The organism is Novosphingobium sp. Chol11, from assembly GCF_900218065.1.
Taxonomy (GTDB): domain Bacteria; phylum Pseudomonadota; class Alphaproteobacteria; order Sphingomonadales; family Sphingomonadaceae; genus Sphingobium; species Sphingobium agri.
In genome coordinates this window covers 340023-356984 of the sequence record NZ_OBMU01000002.1, presented here as the reverse complement: position 1 = coordinate 356984, position 16962 = coordinate 340023, and the positions used below count along the sequence as shown (strand labels likewise).

The following is a 16962-nucleotide window of genomic DNA, read 5'->3' as shown; positions in this document are numbered from 1 at the left end:
TTAACCCACTATTGTCCAAAGCCTGTTCCCCGGAACAGCCGCGCCCATGGCCGGTTGCTTGCCATGCCAGAACAGGAGAGATGAAGTGCCCAAATCCCTTCCCATCATGATCATCGCCATGGGCGCCGCGGCCTGCGCTCCGTCGGACCAGGCCGATTCCGGCGACTCCACTTTCGCGCCCAGCAACACCACGGTTGGGACAGTCCCTGACGGCATTCCAGGCGAAGGCGCTGGGAGCGCCATGACCGATGGCGAGACAAGCACGCGGGGCGCCGTCTCCGGCACCGATGCCCCAACCAGTGCCAGGGGATCTGCCGGCACGTCCGCGCCCGGACAAAGCGGCTCTGGCCGCTGACGCCTGCGGCCACATACACGGAGTCGAGCCTTGGACCGTCGGTGGGTCCAAGGCTCAACCATATTCATCATCCCGCCGCGCCCCCTGCGGCCATCACCCGGGAAGCTTGGTCACGTAGGGCGCATTATATTGGGTCCGAGATTTCGTAGAACCTCACTGGCATCGAATGCGCGGACGTCATTCATTGGCTTGCGCCCACGGCCCATCACGATCTCGGCCGTCGCCTCATAACGATCCACGGTGCGTACATCGATGCTGTTGTCCCAGAAAGGATCGCCCCAGAATGGGTCCCAGGTCCGCCATCCGAACCCGCGGCCGTAATAGCGCCAGGACGGGCCCCAATAGCCGTACATGCCCGAACTGAACGGCCGGTCCACATAGGTCCTGCTGCGCCGTTCCGTCGCCCGGTCGGCCATGACGAACCAGTCATATCCCTGTTGCCGCGTCAATTCGGCGGCCCGGTACAGCAGATAGCGCTCGACCGTGTCGCGCGAAGTCATGCTGTTGCCGGAAAATGTGACCCTGAACCGGTTCGCTTCCACCTGTTCATCGGAAAAGCCGCCGGTCACCGATCCACGTTCCGCCAAAGGCTGATAGGGAGTCGCCGTCGTACATGCGGTGAGTGCGAGCATGCAGGCGCTCGCCAATGTCCATCCTCTTCCTTGGGTCACTTCATGTGCTCCTTTTGCAGATGAGAGGATGCGGCTTGTCGAACCGGTGCAAAACACCGGCCTCCAGATCATTGTCGAATAACAAGGGGATGAAGGACAACATCGACAAGCCGCCTCAATTCCATCTCACAGGATTATAATCGGCGCCCCAAGCATTTTGTTCCTGATCAAGTCAATTTAGACGAAGCTTGCCTCAATAACGGCCAAAAGAAGCCGATATGGCTTCAGGAAATCCCATTGGCGGTCCGGGAGGAAGCCCGAACCTGCCCGATGGTCCGCAACAATCGTGCAGTCTCGATCGGCGCGGCGAAGGATGTGCCCGTGCCACGCACCGCGCTTCCATCGGCAGCGGCGGTGGGCACTTTGACGCCAGGCTGCCAGACATAATTATAGTCGCGCGGTGTAGGTCCCGGCCGGTTCGTGCCGCTCCACGGATGGCCCGCGCCGTCCAACGCCCCAACCAGCACGGCAGCGGGAAAAGCCTCACGCGCAGGGGCGAGATTGCCGGGATGATCCCATCCCTCATTGCCCGCAGCCAGCACGACCTTGATCCCCTTCGCTCCGGCCTCCCGCACCGCTGCCGTAATGCCGTCATCCTGGCCCAGCGCGAGCGAGATGTTGATGGCGTCGACCCTCAGCGCCGTGGCCTTCCGGATTGCGGTCGCGACCGGCGCAGGATCATTCTGGCAAGGCGGGCTGACATTCGCCGGGCATCCTTCAGGATCATCGATGCGAATGGATATGATCCCGACATCGCGCCCAGCGGCGCGTGCGAGGATCGTCGCGACCATCGTGCCATGATCATAACGCGGATGAAATGGCGCTCTCGCCGGGCGCGCCGCCACGTCATATTCCGCGACGAGCAGCGGCGCGAGTTCGGCGGTCATCGCAACACCGCTATCGATGATCGCCACAGTCGGCCGTTCAACCGGCAGCGTCGCCGCGGACCCGCAAACGTACGCTGCGACGAGCAGCAATGTCCGGAATGTCAAGAAGCCCCCCAACCCAAACGTAAGCGTAACAATTAAACGCGTAACTCAAGTTAGAACAAATATTCATGCGCGGAACGACAGTGTAACCACCTCGTTTCCCCGGCCCCACCCAAGTAGAGGGAATCTATGATATGTTGAAAAGACTTGCAATAGTCGGCGCGCTCGGCGCTCTGACCGCAGGCGGAATTGCGTTGGCGCAGAATGCAGGCACCACTAGCGGGAGTGGCAGCGGCAGCGGTACGGCGCAATCCGGAACTTCAGGCACGATGAGCGGCGGCACCAGCGGCACGACCTCGTCGGGATCGACCGGGACAATGGGTAGCGGCAGCTCGACCGGCTCGACGAGCGGCACCAGCGGCACCTACGGTTCAGGCCAGGCTGAAAGCAGCACCGGAACGACCGGCAGTGGCTCGATGAGCGGCGACCAATATGGCACGACGGGATCAGACAGCAGCACTAGCGGCTCGGCGGTATCTCGTGCTGGAGAACGCGGCTGACAGCCAGAACGGATGACGCCGCTGCCGTAACGCCGCGACCAGGCGGCAGCGGCCCGTCCGCTTCAACGCCAAGGACACAAATCGCCGGGATGTGCATCGGCGCGCTGGCGGTTGCAGCGCTTCTGGGCTTTCGAAGCGACAGCCCCGCGATCGGCCATGCGCCCACAACCGATACGCCCGCGATAATATTGGAAGGCGCAGCGGCAGATGCTGCCGCAATCCAGCAATTCTACCGCGCCCGCGCTCACCGTCCCTTCTGGACGGATGCGGCTGCGGACATGTTCCGGCGCATGCTGGCGAATGCAGGCGAAGATGGCCTCGATCCCGAAAGCTTCAGTGCGGCCATAACCGCCACACGGCAGAAGGGGATGGATCGCGAAATCCTGCTGACGCAAGCCCTGATCGACTATATCCGCGCCCTCCGCACGCCCTCTGAGAGCAACCGCATTTTCTATGTGGACGCCGGTCTCGCGCCGCAAACCAGCGCCGACACCTTGCTCCGCGCAGCCGCCGATCCGCCTTCCGCCACAGCCTATCTCGCCCAGGTCCGGCAGATGCACCCGCTCTATGAGCGGCTACGCAAGGCGCTTGGCGACTATCGTCGCACCGGCATCAACCCGACAAGGCTCCCGAATCCCGATTATGAGCAGGCCCTTCTCATCAACATGGACCGGCTCCGCGCCCTTCCCGCTGATCCGGGCCGCCGCTATATTCTGGTGAACAGCGCATCGGCCGAGTTGGTCATGGTCGAAAATGGCCAAAACGTGGGCGAAATGCCCGTCATCGTTGGCCGCAAGCAGCATCAGACGCCGTCGCTTGCCGGGCTGATCCGCTTTTCTGTCCGCAACCCCTATTGGAACCTCCCGCCTGACCTCATCCAGGCTCGGGCAGCCCGCATCGCTTCGGACGGCCCCGCCCTTCTGGAACAGGAGCGGTTGGAACTGCTGTCGGGATGGGGCGATGACGCCCGCATCCTCCAGGCCAACGAGGTAGACTGGCCGGCGGTTGCGGCGGGCACCGCCAAACTGCGCGTGCGGCAACTGCCGGGTCCGGATAACATGATGGGCGCGGTCAAGTTCATGCTGCCCAACCGGCTCGGCATCTATCTGCATGACACACCCGCCAAGCAGAATTTCGCCCGCAAGGATCGTCTGCTGAGTTCCGGCTGCGTCCGCGTGGCCGACGCGGAACGTCTCTACACATGGCTCATGAACGGCAAAGCCATGGGCGCGGTCAACGCCACCGAACTGCGCGTCCCCCTTCCTGAACCTGTGCCCGTCTATATCCTCTACCTGACCGCCTTTCCCGACGGCGGCAGCGTGGTCCTTCAGAATGACGGCTACGGCCGAGATCCTTCGCGGCGTAGCTAGAGCAGCCGCCCCGCCGTTGCACGGTCGAACTCCACCCGGTCATGCGCGCAAAGGATGGATAGCTCATGCCGCTGCTCGATGGATAATCGGCGCAGGCGATCCTGATTTTCCAATCGCGCCCGCCGATCGACCTCCATCATATTCTGGTAAGCCCGCAGGCCCGGCGTGCAATGCCTCGCCGCCCCGCGCATCTCACCCCTGTAGAAATAGGCGTCTCCCGCATGCAGCAGCCAGCGGCCACCCGACTGGATCGCAATTCCCGCATGGCCCCAGGTGTGGCCGGGCAAGGGGACCATCAATATTTCAGGCGGCAATCCTTCCAGATCGCGCACGGCGTCGAACCCGAACCATCTTTCTCCGCTTGCGCCGTAGCGCCGCCATTGCCGGACATCATTCCACTGCGCTGGCCGGTAACGGTTGCGCGTGACAAAGCCACGGCGCGGGCCAGCCGCTGACCTGTATTCGGTATCCATCACATGGATCTGCGCCTGCGGGAAATCCTCCAGCCCACCGGCATGATCGAAATCGAGATGCGTGAGCAGGATGTGCCGCACGTCGGACGGGGAAAGACCTAGCCGTTCGATCTGCCGATATGCTGTCTCCTCCTCCTTCAACTTGATGTTGAGAAGGGCGCGCATCGTGCGAGTGATACGGGAATGGGAGCCCGCATGGGGATGATGAACATCCCGCAATCCATAGCCCGTGTCGATCAGGACCAGGCCATGGCTGTCCGTTTCGACCAGCAGGCAATGGCACACCAGCCGTCCTGTCAGGCCATGGCTGGTCCCGTCGAACAGACTGCCGCCCAGCGGGCAATCGGTGCCGCAATTAAGATGATGGATACGCATCGCAGCTCCCATGTCATCGCGCAGCGCTTTTGAACGAGCGGAGCGTGATCCGATCAGAGAGAAATCGGATCACGCTCCGGCCGCATCCCCGGCAACAGCGGCGGGGAGCAGCTAAGCCGCGCCCGATGAAGGCCTCAGTTCAATGGCTGCTGGAACAGCCTGCTCGCGGACGTGGCGCTGGGCCATCTTGCGGTAGGTGGCCAACGCCTGCCCGACGACCTGGTCCATATTATAATAGCGGTAGGTAGCGAGCCGTCCGACGAAGCTGACGTCGGGCTGCACCATCGCCAAAGCTTCATAGCGTTTGAACAGCGCCTGGTTCTCCGGCCGGGGGATGGGATAATAGGGGTCCCCTTCCGCAGCCGGATATTCATAGGTGATGCTCGTCCGGGGGGACTGCTGCCCGGTCAAATGCTTATATTCCGTGATCCGGGTATATTCGGTCGCGGGCGACGGATAGTTGACCACCGCGACCGGCTGGAACTGCTCCTGATCCAGCTGTGCATGCTCGAATTGCAGGGACCGGTAGGGCAGCTTGCCGAAACGATAGCCGAAATATTCGTCGATCGGCCCGGTGAACACCAGATGATCATGCGGATAGGCATCGCGCGCCTCGCAATAATCGACACCCAGCAGGACATCGATATTGGGATGGTCCAACATGCGCTCGAACATCCGCGTATAGCCTTCCAGCGGCATTGCCTGGAACTTGTCGGTGAAGTAGCGATCGTCGGTATTGGTCCGCGTCGGCACGCGCGACGTTACCGCCTTGTCGAGCTCGGACGGGTCTAGCCCCCACTGCTTGCGCGTATAGCCCTGGAAGAATTTCTCATACAGCTCCCGGCCGACAGCCGATATCACCACATCTTCCGACGTGCGGACGACCGACACGGGTTCCGCCTGCGCGGCCAGGAACGCCGCCGCATCCTCTTCGGTCTTGAGGTCAAGGCCATAGAGCATGTTCAGCGTCGTGCGGTTGATCGGCATCGGCACCAGCATGCCATCGACGGCTGCCAGCACGCGATGCTCATAGGGCCGCCACTTGGTGAAGCGCGACAGATAGCTGAATATCTCCTCGCTATTGGTGTGGAAGATGTGCGGCCCGTACCGATGGATCAGCACTCCATTGGCATCATATTCATCGAAGGCATTGCCGCCGACATGCGGGCGCCGGTCGACCACCAGAACCTTCTTGCCGCCATCGACCGCCAGCCGCTCCGCCATCACCGCGCCGGCAAAGCCTGCGCCCACCACCATCACATCATAATGATGCGACCGGCTGCTGCTCCAGGACGTGGGGGAGACGATCGGATGAGCGTGGACGCTGCGCGACAGCGCATCCTTGATCAGCCTGTCCATCTGCTGGAAGCTCTTGTCCCAGGACATGCCCGCCAGCAGCTGGTCCGCTTCCTTCAGCCACTGCCCATTGCCGCGCGCCAAGGCCAGCGCCTCGTCACAGGCGGCGATGAAGCCTTCCCCGCGCGGCGCGATCTTCACCGCTTCGATGTCGCCATAATGGCGGATCACGTCCGCGATCGGCGTGGACACGACCGGCTTGCCAGCAGCCAGATATTCGGGCGTCTTCGTGGGGCTGATGAAGCGCGTCGCGTCATTGATGGCAAAGGGCATCAGCGCAACGTCCCATCCCGCAACGCAAGCGGGCAAATCCTCATAGGACCGGCCGCCAAGGAAGCGCAGATTGTCGCGGCGGGGCAGATCATCCTCGCTGATCTTCACCACCGGACCGATGATCTCCAGCACCCATTCCGGCCGCGCATCCGCCAGTGCGGCGAGCAGCTCGACGTCCATCCGCTCATCCACCACGCCATAGAAGCCAAGGCGCGGGCGCCCATCGTCATTGGCCGGGCGGGCAAGGCGCGCCTTCGCGAAATGCTGGGCATCGACGCTCGACGGGAAGGGATAGACCGCAGGATGCTTGTCCCGCTTCGCTTCATAGAGGCTGTAGCCGCCCGTGAAGACAAGGTCCGCCTGCGACAGCAACCGCTGCTCCAGCGGCAGCAATTCGGGCGGCGCACCCTTGAAATTGGCAAGCTCATCCATGCAGTCGTAGATGATGCAGTCCGCCATCACATGTTCGGAAAAGGGCAGCATCATCGGCGTATAGTACCAGCGGATGAACGGCCCCGGTTCCCCGGCGAGATAAAGGTCGAGCAGCTGCTTCAGAACCTCGCACTCCTGCTCCCTGGGAAGCCCGGCGGGCAGCTGCGGCGTAACCACCGTGACCCCTGTTTGGGCGCAGGTTTCGACATGCAGGTCGGGCGCCTTCAACTCAGCGACATGGTTGGGCTCCTCCCAGAACAGCACCTGGGAGTGTGCGGCGAAGCGGCTCATCAGATGCTGCGGGCGCTGGAATACGAAATTCCAACGAAGATGACTGAAGCAGATTAACGTATGAGCGCCGGGTTTGGGACTTGGTCCTGTTCCATGCCGAGTGGACGAATGGGGCGGGACCATAAGCGCGTACCTTTCTGGATGATGAATGCAGACACAACCCCGGGAGTAGCTTACGCGTTCCTGCCCTGCCGCTGATATAAGTTGGCGGAAGGATGCTATTTGGAGGCATCCACTTGAACGGCTGGACCGTTTCGACCTACTCGGGGGCACCGTCAGAACCGCTTCCTCTTCCAAAAGCCATCAGAGGGGATCCGAAATGACCGAATATCCGCAGCTATGGGGCGGCCTTGAGTGCACCGTGAACCGGGTGCACGAACATTATGGCGATCAGATCCGCCTGAGCGGCCATCAGGATCGGCTGGAGGATCTCGATCGCTTCGCCGAACTCGGCATAAAGGCGATCCGCTACCCTGTGCTCTGGGAACGGACCAGCCCGGATGACCCCGATCAATGCGATTGGGCGTGGAGCGACCAGAGGCTCTCCCGCCTGCGCGAACTCGGCATCCGGGTCGTCGCGGGCCTGATCCACCATGGCAGTGGGCCGCGCTACACCAGCCTCGTCTCGGACGATTTCGCCGAAGGTTTGGCCACTCATGCCCGCCATGTCGCCGAACGCTATCCCTGGATCGAAGACTGGACGCCCGTCAACGAGCCCCTGACGACCGCGCGCTTTTCGGCGCTGTACGGGCATTGGTATCCGCACCTGCGTTCAGAAGGGGATTTCTGGCTCGCGCTGCTCAATCAGGTCGATGCCACACGCCTGTCGATGCGGGCCATCCGCCGCATCAACCCTGCTGCACGCCTGATCCAGACGGACGACCTTGGCCGCACCTACGCCACCGCCGCGCTCCGGGATCAAGCCACATTCGACAATATGCGGCGCTGGACCGGGTGGGATCTTCTTTGCGGAAAGATCGACCGCAGCGACCCTTTCTGGAAACGCATCGCGGCGTTCGGGCTCGAACATCGGCTGCAAGCGATCCTCGACGATCCCTGCCCGCCCGACGTGATCGGCATCAACCATTATCTCACCAGCGACCGCTTCCTCGATCATCGCCTGCAACGCTATCCCCGGCATCTGCATGGCGGCAGCGAGACGCAGCTTTACGCGGATGTGGAGGCGGTGCGCGTGCTCGATCCACCCTCGCAGGGGCTCGAAGGCGCGATCCGCGAAGCGTGGGAACGCTATCGCCTGCCGGTCGCCATCACCGAAGTGCATAATGGCTGCACCCGCGAGGAACAGCTCCGCTGGATGGCGCAGGCATGGGACGTCGCAACCCGTCTCAATGATCAGGGCGTGCCGGTGGAAGCGGTGACCATCTGGTCCCTTCTGGGCAGCACCGGCTGGAACACGCTCCTCACTCGACCGGGCGTCTATGAACCGGGCGTCTGGGACGTGAGCAGCGGCCAACCTCGCCCAACCGCCATGGCTTCGCTGGTAAAAGCGCTGGCGACCAAGGCCGCTCGTCCGCCTGTCACGACAGAAGCGGGCTGGTGGCATAGGCCCGTCCGCATGGTTCATCCGCCTGTCCAACGGCCCGCGCCGATCACGCAGCACATCGCCGGTTCTCGCGGTCCAACATCGCCTCAACCCCTGCTCATCTGTGGTGCGACGGGCACCTTGGGACAGGCGATGGCCCGCGCCTGTTCGCTCCGCAACATCCCCTTCATCCTTACAAGCCGTCAGGATCTGGACCTCTCCGACCGCGCCAGCATCGGCGCGGCGCTGGAAAGGCTGCGCCCTTGGGCAGTGGTCAACGCCGCCGGATGGGTGCGGGTCGACGAAGCAGAAACGGAGGAATCCGCCTGCCTGCTCGCCAATGCACTGGGCGCCATCGCGCTTGCCGAGGCTTGCGAGCGTGAAGGCATCCCGACGCTCTCCTTCTCCAGCGACCTCGTTTTCGACGGCACGAAAGGCTCTCCCTATGTCGAGAGCGATGCCGTTTCGCCGTGCAACAGCTACGGGCGCAGCAAGGCGCGGATGGAAGCGGGCATCGCGGAGCTTTCCGGTCAGCACCTGATCGCGCGCACCGCAGCCTTCTTCTCTCCCTACGACCAGTATAATTTCGCGACCGCCGTCGTCTCGGCGCTTGCACGGGGCGAAGAATTTCACGCGGCGTCTGATCTTGTCGTCTCGCCGACCTATGTGCCGCATTTGGTGACGGCATCGCTCGACCTGCTGATCGACGGAGAAGCGGGCCTTTGGCACCTCACCAATGGCCAAGCTCTTTCCTGGGCCGATTTCGCAAAAAGCATCGCTGAAATATGCGGCCATGACCCCTCACGCGTCCATGCCGTCGCTCATCACGCTTTCGGTTGGCCCGCCCCCCGTCCCGCCAACGTCGCGCTCGCCACGGCCCAAGGCCCGCAGCTTCCCTCGCTCCTTTCGGCCATGGAACATTTTGCCCAGCATTTCCGGGAACAATCGATGCAAAACGCCGCTTAAAAATCGATCGGAATCGATCGAAAATTCCACTTACTCATATCCAGTTAACCCTCTTGTTCTAGATTGTCCGGGTTCGTAGTGGCGCGCCATTAAAGAGCCGTCGAATCGGACGGGGGTCGTGAGCGGGTACAGTTATGAGTGAACGTTGGACGCCGGAAGCGGCACATGCTTGGTTCAAGGCTCAACCTTGGTTGGTTGGCTGCAATTTCACACCATCCAATGCGATCAATCAGCTGGAGATGTGGCAGGCGAGCACTTTCGACCTGCCGACCATCGACCGCGAACTCGCCTTGGCGGCGTCGGTGGGCATGAACTCGGTTCGTGTCTATCTGCATGACCTGCTCTGGCTGGAGGATGCGCAAGGCTTCCTCGACCGCATCGAGGCCTTCCTTGGCGTCGCCGACCGCCACGGCATCCGCACGATGCTGGTGCTGTTCGATTCCTGCTGGCATCCCGAACCGGCGCTTGGGCCTCAGCCCGAACCGCGTGAAGGCGTTCATAACAGCGGTTGGGTGCAATCGCCCGGCATGCCGACGCTGATGAACGCCGACGAACATGATCGTCTGGAAGCTTATGTCCGGGGCGTCGTTGGCCGCTTCGGCCAGGACCCGCGCGTGCTCGCCTGGGACATCTGGAACGAGCCCGACAATGGTCCTGAAGTCGCGCTCTGCGATCCCGTCGCGTTGCAGGCCAAGGCTGACCTCGTCGTGCCGCTGCTGGTCGAGGCATTCGGCTGGGCGCGGGAAATGAATCCGATACACCCGCTCACCAGCGGCATCTGGCTTGGCGACTGGTCCGCGCCTGACCTGCTGAGCCCGATCCAGCGTGCCCAGACCGGGAATTCGGATGTCATCTCCTTCCACAATTACGGCATCGCCGAAGATTTCGCACAGCGCGTGAAATGGCTCAAGACCATGGGCCGTCCGCTGCTTTGCACCGAATATATGGCGCGGCCGGCGGGCAGCACCTTCCAGGCGATCCTGCCCGTGGCGAAGGAGCATGAAGTCGGCACCTTCTGCTGGGGTCTGGTCCGCGGCAAGACGCAGACGCATCTGCCATGGGACAAGTGGGAAAACCCCAACATCGATGGCCTGAAGGAACGCTGGTTCCACGACATCTTCCATGAGGACGGCACGCCTCATGACGAAAATGAGGTGGAGTTCCTGCGCCTGATCAGCGAACTGGACAAGATCGCGGCCTGACGAGGCCGCGCATCCGCCTTCGCAATCTGGGTTAGCGGCGGCGCGCTTTGCCGCCCGGTCCCGGAACCCTGTGAAGCCTGCGAGGATTGCTGGAACGTCAGGTCGTGCCTTTTTGCACGGCCGATCCGTTCAGCAATAGGAGCATGCAATGTCCGTTCTCGACAGGATCGTCGCGGCAGTCACGCCGCCGGAATCCGAGGAAGATCGTGCCGAAGCGCGGCAGAAAGCGCGTGCCGCGGCAGCGCCCGGCGACTGGCTCGACCAGATACTGCAACATCATCAGCAGATAGAGGCCGCCTTCTCCGAAGCAGAAGCCGCCGCCGATGCGCAGAGCCGGACGAGTGCGCAAAGAAAGCTCGCCGCCCTGCTGACGAGCCATTCCAGCGCTGAAGAAGCCGTAATCTACCCGCAGCTGTCCAAAGATCATAAAAGCCATATGGCCATGGCCTATGAGGAACAGCAGGCCGCCAAGGTCCAACTGGCGCTGCTGGAAGAACTCGATCCGCTCAGCCACGACTGGCAGGAAAAGCTTGAGCATATCAAGGGCGCGGTCGCTCATCATGTCTATGAAGAGGAAAATGACCGCTTCCTTCATCTGAAGGACGAGCTACCCCCCGCCGATCAGGATCGGATGACCGCGCGCTATCGCGAGGAAATGTCGCGCTACGATAGCGGACTCTGACAGCGCTCCGCTGCAAGGCGGGCGCCCGCTCACCTGAACATGATCATGTTCGAATAATCGTCACCCCGGACTTGATCCGGGGTGATGGACAAGCAACTCGGATATGATGCTTCCCATATCTCATCCGCCCATCTTCGAAAGCACGAACGCCAACAGGAATCCCGCGACCGCGATCAGCCCTGAAAATTCATGCGTCTCTTCGGTCGCTTCCGGTATCATGGTATCGACCAGCATCGCCAGGATCGCGCCAGCGGCGACCGCCATCGTCGCCGCGATCACCTCATTGCCCGCGTCGGCCAGCACCACATTCCCGATCAGCGCCGCAAGCCCCGACGCCAGTGCGATCCCGCCCCACACCAGGAAGATATAGGCAGGCTTGCGCCCGGCCTTCTTCATGCCCGCGGCGCTCGACAGTCCCTCGGGCACATTGGACAGGAACACGGCTGCAACCGCTGCCATGCTGACACCTCCTCCTTCCAGCAAGCTGACGCCGATGACGATGGACTCCGGTATTCCGTCCAGCAGCGCGCCGATCGCGATGGCCATGCCCGATCCCGCATCGGCCGATTGCTGGCTCTGATCCGGGTTGGAGCCTGACCGCTTCCGATGCTTCGCCCCATTCCGCGTGACCAGAATGTTGGCGAAGGTATAAGCGGCCGCCCCAGCCAGAAAGCCCAAGGCGGCGGAATCGAACCCCCCCTTCGAATAAGCCTCATCCATCAGGTCGAAGGCGACCGCAGAGATCAGCACCCCCGCGCCCACCGCCATGATCGCCGCAATCAGCCGCTGCGGCAGGGCAACCAGATATCCGACCATCGCTCCCAGAAGCAGCGCGGAACCGCCAACCAGTCCCCAAAACCCCGCCTGCAGCGCCATCCAGCTCATATGCACCCCATGATGGCGCCGTGCCATGCGACCAGCACAACCCTCATCCGTCCGGATCGGTTGCGTATCGATCGCGCCATTCGACTTTGACGGTTCGAAGAGGTAATTTCCATGCACCGATGCCAGCCGGAGTTGAAGGATGACCATCACCATCACCGCCTTCGAACGATCCCCCGATCGCGGCCGGGGCATGGCGCGCGACATGCGGGTGCGATGGGCGTTGGAAGAGGCTGGCCTGCCCTACCAGGTCAGGCTCCTCTCCTTTGCGCAGATGAAACAGCCCGGCTACCTCTCCTCCCAGCCCTTCGGCCAGATCCCGGCCTATGAGGAAGATGGCCTCACCCTCTTTGAATCCGGCGCGATCATCCTGCACATCGGCGACCGGCATGGCGGCCTCTGGCCTGCGGACCTCCATGGCCGCGCCCGCGCCACCGCCTGGATGTTCGCCGCCCTCAACACGGTCGAACCGCCGATCCTTGAACGGGAAATGCCCAAATATCTCGAACGCGACGAAGGCTGGTATGAAGCACGCATGCCCCTCCTCGACGCGCGCGTGAAACAGCGCCTGTCGGAACTTTCCAACTGGCTCGGCGACCGCGATTGGCTGGAGGGCGACTTCAGTGCCGGAGACCTGCTGATGGTCACCGTCCTGCGCAGGCTCACCGGGTCAGGGCTTCTCGAACTCTACCCCAATCTCCCGCCCTATATCGCCCGCGCCGAACAGCGCCCGGCCTACCAGCGCGCCTTCGCCGATCAACTCGCCGTCTTCAACAAGTCCGAACAGACGGGCTAGCCCGCGTCCGGCTGCCGATCCGGATGCGCCGCCTGCACAGCGGGCAGCGCCAGCGCAGCCTCACCCGCCGCCACCAACCTTGGATAGGGCGACAGGTCGACGCCGAACCGCTGCGCATTATAAAGCTGCGGCACAAGATAGCAGTCGGCCAATGTCGGCGCGCGCCCAAAGGCGAACCCGGCCCCATGCCGCGCAACCAGCTGCTCCAGCGGCGCAAAGCCCTCCGCTATCCAATGCCGCACCCATAGCTTCACCTGATCCTTGGACGCCCCGAATTGGCTCTGCAGCCGGTTGAGGACACGCAGATTGTTGAGCGGGTGGATGTCGCATCCGACCAGCGCCGCCATCGACCGCACCACCACGACCTCATCCGCATCACCAGGCAATAACGGCGGATCGGCCCATTTGCTCTCGATCCATTCCAATATCGCGGGACTTTCGATGAGCGTCCTGCTGCCCACCTCCAGAGCGGGCACCAGCCCATGCGGCGCGATCGCAAGATAGTCGGCGTCCCGCTGCTCCCCCGCGCGCAGGTCATGGCTGACCTGATCATAGCCGATGCCTTTGAGGTTAAGCGCGATGCGAACACGATAGGCCGCCGACGATCGCCAATATCCGTGCAGCGTTACGCGCATGCTCACGGCTGTGTCGTCATGCCTCGGATCTGGCATAATCCTGTGTTCCCCGGTTGAAGACACGATCCTCATCGATGATCTCGTCCGCCTCTATGGTGCTTTCCTGCTTCAACTCTTCGTAAAGCGGCGCGAAATCCATCTCGACAGTCTGACGCAGAAGATCATCGAAACTGTCGATCACGAAATAGGACTGCTGGTAATCGTCGATCCGATATTTGGTCCGCATCAGCCGCTTGAGGCCGAACCCGATGCGATTAGGCGACGGATCATCCAGCGCGAACAGGGACTCGCCATAGGAAGAGACGATCCCCGCGCCGTAGATCTTCAATTCCGCATCCTGCCGGATCAGCCCGAACTCGACCGTATACCAATAGAGCCGCGCCAGCTTTTCAATCGCGCCCAGTCCGTCGGCACGCAGCCCACCCTCGCCATAGGCCTGCATATAATCGGCGAAGACCGGATGCGCGAGCAGCGGCACATGACCAAATACATCATGGAAAACATCCGGTTCCTGAAGATAATCCAGCTGGTCGGGCCTGCGGATGAAGCGCCCCGCGACGAAGCGCCGGTTCGCCAGATGCTCGAAAAACACATCGTCGGGCACCAATCCCGGCACCGCGACCACTTGCCAGCCGGTTCTCTTCATCAACCGTTCGGACAGGTCCTCCAAGTTCGGAATGCCCGGCTTCGCAATGCGCAATATGTCCAGCCCGTCGATGAACTCCTTCACCGCCCTTCCCGGCAGCAGGGCGGCCTGCCGCGCGAACAGCGCATCCCAGACGGCATGATCCTGCGGCGAATAGCTGTCCCAATCCTGTGGGATCGTCCAATCCTCCGCAGTGCCTGCGGGGCGATCGACAGTGAGTCCGGTCATGGCCTCTTATCGCACAAAAAGGGCGCGATGTGGTTCCAATATCGGTTGCAATGACCGGAACAACGAAACGCGCAAATCGCCCTGGCCCTGGCCGATGAAAGAATCTCATCAATATCGCCGGTTCGGCCCGTCGCCGCCAGTGGCTGATCTTCTCGGGAACTATCAACGGCTTAGCAGGTTTCCCTTTCCGGACGCGGCCCGCGCACGGTTTCCCGGGGGCGGCCTGCGACCGCCGGAGCGTCCCGTCCCGCCTTCTGGGGCAAGGCGGGACGCTTTTTCTCGTACAGCCGGGCCTTGCGCTCCGCCCGCGATCAAGCCAAGCCATCACCATGCACCAGGGGAAAAAGCGAAGCGGCGCTGGCCGTCCGCGCGCGGCAGAGCTTCAAGAACGCGCCGAAACACTGCTCCAGGCGGCCGAACAAGCGCTGACCGAACTTGGCTATGAACGCGCCACGCTGACGCTGATCGCCCAGCGCGCCAGCGTTTCCAAAAAGACCATCTATGCCAAATATGGCGGCAAGCCCGGACTGCTGCGCGCCGTGCTGGACCGGATTGCGGATAGGCACATGGCTGCCGACCTGCGCCTGCTCGACCGCGACGATCCGGTGGAGGGCCTCTATGAATGGGCCCGCATGATCATGCGCAGCACCCGGACCAAAGCCGCGCATGCCGTGACCGCGATCAGCATGCGCGAAGGCTTGCGCTTCCCCGAGTTTCGCGATGCCATGGGTGAGGCACGAACCGCGCGCCAGCAGGCGCCGCTCCGCGCCTATCTGGAACGGCTTCAGGAACGCGGCCTGATCCGTGCCATTGATTGCGAAGAGGTCGCATCAATGTTCCTGTGGCTATTGTCGCAGGACATGGTCGATGCTGTCTCGGCAGGCACGGCCGAGCCCCTGACCGACGAACAGGCCGATGCAAAGGCCCTTCGCGTCGCGGAACTGATCGCACGGGGACTGATGCCCGTCGCGGACAACGCTCGTCCGCGTCCAGGCTGAGCCTTCCCAAACGCATGGCTGCTGGCTGTCGCATACAACATCGCAATGTCTGAATGTTTGTCACCCCGGACTTGATCCGCGGTCCCGCTTCCTCCGATGCTGCCCAAGCATCACAAGGGGTAGTCAATCCTGAGGGTGACGCAAAACGCCTGACGCGAGTCCCTTAGTGTAAGACGGTCGCGCCTCGACCAGGCCAACGCCCGCCTATGACAACAGCAAACAGCACAAAAATCTTGAAACATGACAAGGGGCAGCCTCGGCCGCCCCTCATCAATCCCGCTTAATATTGACGCCCGAGCCCACCGTCATGATAGATCGATGCGCCAGTTACGAAGCGTGACTCATCCGATGCCAGATAGACAAAGGCATGCGCCGCATCTTCTGGGAAGGCTTCGATGCCGAGCGGACACATTTTCACCAGTTCCTGAATACCCGCCTCGGCGGATTCATAAAGGCCCATCTGTGCATAGCCCTCATAGCCTTCCCTCAGCAGCGGCGTCGTCGTCTGCCCCGGATGCACCGAATTGACGCGGATGCGCTTGGGGCCGAATTCGATCGCGGCGCACATGGTCAGCATGCGCTGCGCCGCCTTGGACACATGATAGCTCAGATTATTGGCATTGGGCATGTGGGAAGCCATCGACACGGTGTTGACCACCGATCCGCCGCCGGGAAAGCGCTTCACCGCTTCCGCCAGTGCAGGGGCGCAATGCTTGATGCCCAGGAAACCGCTATCATGGTTGACCGCCATGACCTTGTGCAGGTCTTCCAGCGACGTGTGCTCGATACCGCCATGGATGGAAATGCCCGCATTGTTCACCAGCACGTCGATCGCGCCATATTCGGCCATGACCGACGACACCAGCTTGGCCCAGTCGGCCTCCTGCGTCACATCCTGCGCGACGAGCTTGAACCGGCCAGCGCCATGCTTGCCGTCCATCTCGCTGCTGACTGCATCTTCGGTCCGCAGATCGGTGGCGATCACCGCCCGCGCACCTTCCCGCAGAAATGCGTCGCACACCGCCGCGCCGATATTACCCTGACGCCCCGCGCCCGTGACGATCGCGACCTTGCCTTCCAAACGCGCCATTATTCCTCATCCTTTCCCATATTTCGCGAAATGGGTATCGGTGAGTTCCATAATGAGTCAAGGCCAGATTAGCACAGTAGCCCCTCCTGCAAGCGGGAGGGGCTGGGGGTGGGCATGATTGCGCCAGCAATCGCTCACAACGCTCAAAGGTCAAAAAGCTCGCTACCGCTCGCCCCACCCCTAACCCCTCCCGCAAGCGGGAGGGGAAC

General features: G+C 62.3%; 16 protein-coding genes. 8 read left to right on the top strand and 8 right to left on the bottom strand.

Annotated elements, in window-relative coordinates; all coding sequences use genetic code 11:
- Positions 1-85 precede the first annotated feature (85 nt).
- A complete protein-coding gene (locus NCHOL11_RS14230) occupies positions 86-355 on the top strand; it encodes a hypothetical protein (RefSeq protein ID WP_255254848.1) in 270 nt (89 codons plus the stop codon).
- 110 nt (positions 356-465) lie between these two features.
- Here NCHOL11_RS14230 and NCHOL11_RS14225 read toward each other — a convergent pair whose 3' ends face one another.
- A complete protein-coding gene (locus tag NCHOL11_RS14225) occupies positions 466-1026 on the bottom strand; it encodes a CC0125/CC1285 family lipoprotein (RefSeq protein WP_236575222.1) in 561 nt (186 codons plus the stop codon).
- Between the two features lie 224 nt (positions 1027-1250).
- The gene (locus NCHOL11_RS14220; RefSeq protein ID WP_217991092.1) at positions 1251-1940 is read right to left on the bottom strand and encodes a S8 family peptidase; all 690 of its coding nucleotides are present in this window, start codon (positions 1938-1940) and stop codon (positions 1251-1253) included.
- 209 nt (positions 1941-2149) lie between these two features.
- On the opposite strand from NCHOL11_RS14220, the gene NCHOL11_RS18090 reads away from it, so the two are divergent.
- Together NCHOL11_RS18090 and NCHOL11_RS14210 are read left to right on the top strand one after the other, a co-directional pair.
- Positions 2150-2515 carry a hypothetical protein gene (locus NCHOL11_RS18090; RefSeq protein ID WP_141397876.1) on the top strand — a complete coding sequence of 122 codons (366 nt, stop codon included), beginning with the start codon at positions 2150-2152 and terminating at the stop codon, positions 2513-2515.
- An 89-nt stretch (positions 2516-2604) separates the two neighbouring features.
- Positions 2605-3885 carry a L,D-transpeptidase family protein gene (locus tag NCHOL11_RS14210; RefSeq protein ID WP_097093207.1) on the top strand — a complete coding sequence of 427 codons (1281 nt, stop codon included), beginning with the start codon at positions 2605-2607 and terminating at the stop codon, positions 3883-3885.
- Here the strand turns inward: NCHOL11_RS14210 and NCHOL11_RS14205 are convergent.
- Together NCHOL11_RS14205 and glf are read right to left on the bottom strand one after the other, a co-directional pair.
- Positions 3882-4733, bottom strand: a complete 852-nt coding sequence (locus tag NCHOL11_RS14205; RefSeq protein ID WP_097093334.1) for an MBL fold metallo-hydrolase — start codon at positions 4731-4733, stop codon at positions 3882-3884. The genes NCHOL11_RS14210 and NCHOL11_RS14205 overlap by 4 nt on opposite strands.
- 111 nt (positions 4734-4844) lie before the next feature.
- Entirely contained in the window at positions 4845-7085 is a 2241-nt protein-coding gene (gene glf / locus NCHOL11_RS14200; protein ID WP_097093206.1) for a UDP-galactopyranose mutase, read from the bottom strand.
- 319 nt (positions 7086-7404) lie between these two features.
- On the opposite strand from glf, the gene NCHOL11_RS14195 reads away from it, so the two are divergent.
- From NCHOL11_RS14195 to NCHOL11_RS14185, 3 genes are all read left to right on the top strand, one after another.
- Positions 7405-9594, top strand: a complete 2190-nt coding sequence (locus tag NCHOL11_RS14195; RefSeq protein ID WP_097093205.1) for a sugar nucleotide-binding protein — start codon at positions 7405-7407, stop codon at positions 9592-9594.
- A gap of 134 nt (positions 9595-9728) precedes the next feature.
- Complete coding sequence (locus tag NCHOL11_RS14190; protein WP_097093204.1) at positions 9729-10796, top strand: cellulase family glycosylhydrolase; 1068 nt, start codon at positions 9729-9731, stop codon at positions 10794-10796.
- Between the two features lie 148 nt (positions 10797-10944).
- On the top strand, positions 10945-11478 hold the full coding sequence (locus NCHOL11_RS14185) for a hemerythrin domain-containing protein (protein ID WP_097093203.1): 534 nt from the start codon (positions 10945-10947) through the stop codon (positions 11476-11478).
- Positions 11479-11598: 120 nt separating this feature from the next.
- Here NCHOL11_RS14185 and NCHOL11_RS14180 read toward each other — a convergent pair whose 3' ends face one another.
- Positions 11599-12513: a ZIP family metal transporter gene (locus tag NCHOL11_RS14180; RefSeq protein WP_441339507.1), complete on the bottom strand. Its 915-nt coding sequence runs from the start codon at positions 12511-12513 to the stop codon at positions 11599-11601.
- On the opposite strand from NCHOL11_RS14180, the gene NCHOL11_RS14175 reads away from it, so the two are divergent.
- Positions 12503-13156, top strand: coding sequence for a glutathione S-transferase family protein (locus NCHOL11_RS14175; RefSeq protein ID WP_097093202.1), 654 nt, complete (start codon positions 12503-12505; stop codon positions 13154-13156). The genes NCHOL11_RS14180 and NCHOL11_RS14175 overlap by 11 nt on opposite strands.
- Here NCHOL11_RS14175 and maiA read toward each other — a convergent pair.
- Entirely contained in the window at positions 13153-13791 is a 639-nt protein-coding gene (maiA, locus tag NCHOL11_RS14170; protein ID WP_097093201.1) for a maleylacetoacetate isomerase, read from the bottom strand. The two genes, NCHOL11_RS14175 and maiA, sit on opposite strands and share 4 nt — an antisense overlap.
- Positions 13792-13807: 16 nt before the next feature.
- The gene (gene phhA, locus NCHOL11_RS14165) at positions 13808-14665 is read right to left on the bottom strand and encodes a phenylalanine 4-monooxygenase (RefSeq protein WP_097093200.1); all 858 of its coding nucleotides are present in this window, start codon (positions 14663-14665) and stop codon (positions 13808-13810) included.
- Positions 14666-14994: 329 nt separating this feature from the next.
- On the opposite strand from phhA, the gene NCHOL11_RS14160 reads away from it, so the two are divergent.
- Positions 14995-15663: a TetR/AcrR family transcriptional regulator gene (locus NCHOL11_RS14160; protein ID WP_097093199.1), complete on the top strand. Its 669-nt coding sequence runs from the start codon at positions 14995-14997 to the stop codon at positions 15661-15663.
- A 280-nt stretch (positions 15664-15943) separates the two neighbouring features.
- On the opposite strand, the gene NCHOL11_RS14155 is transcribed toward NCHOL11_RS14160, so the two are convergent.
- Positions 15944-16753, bottom strand: coding sequence for an SDR family NAD(P)-dependent oxidoreductase (locus tag NCHOL11_RS14155; RefSeq protein ID WP_097093198.1), 810 nt, complete (start codon positions 16751-16753; stop codon positions 15944-15946).
- Between the last annotated feature and the right edge of the window lie 209 nt (positions 16754-16962).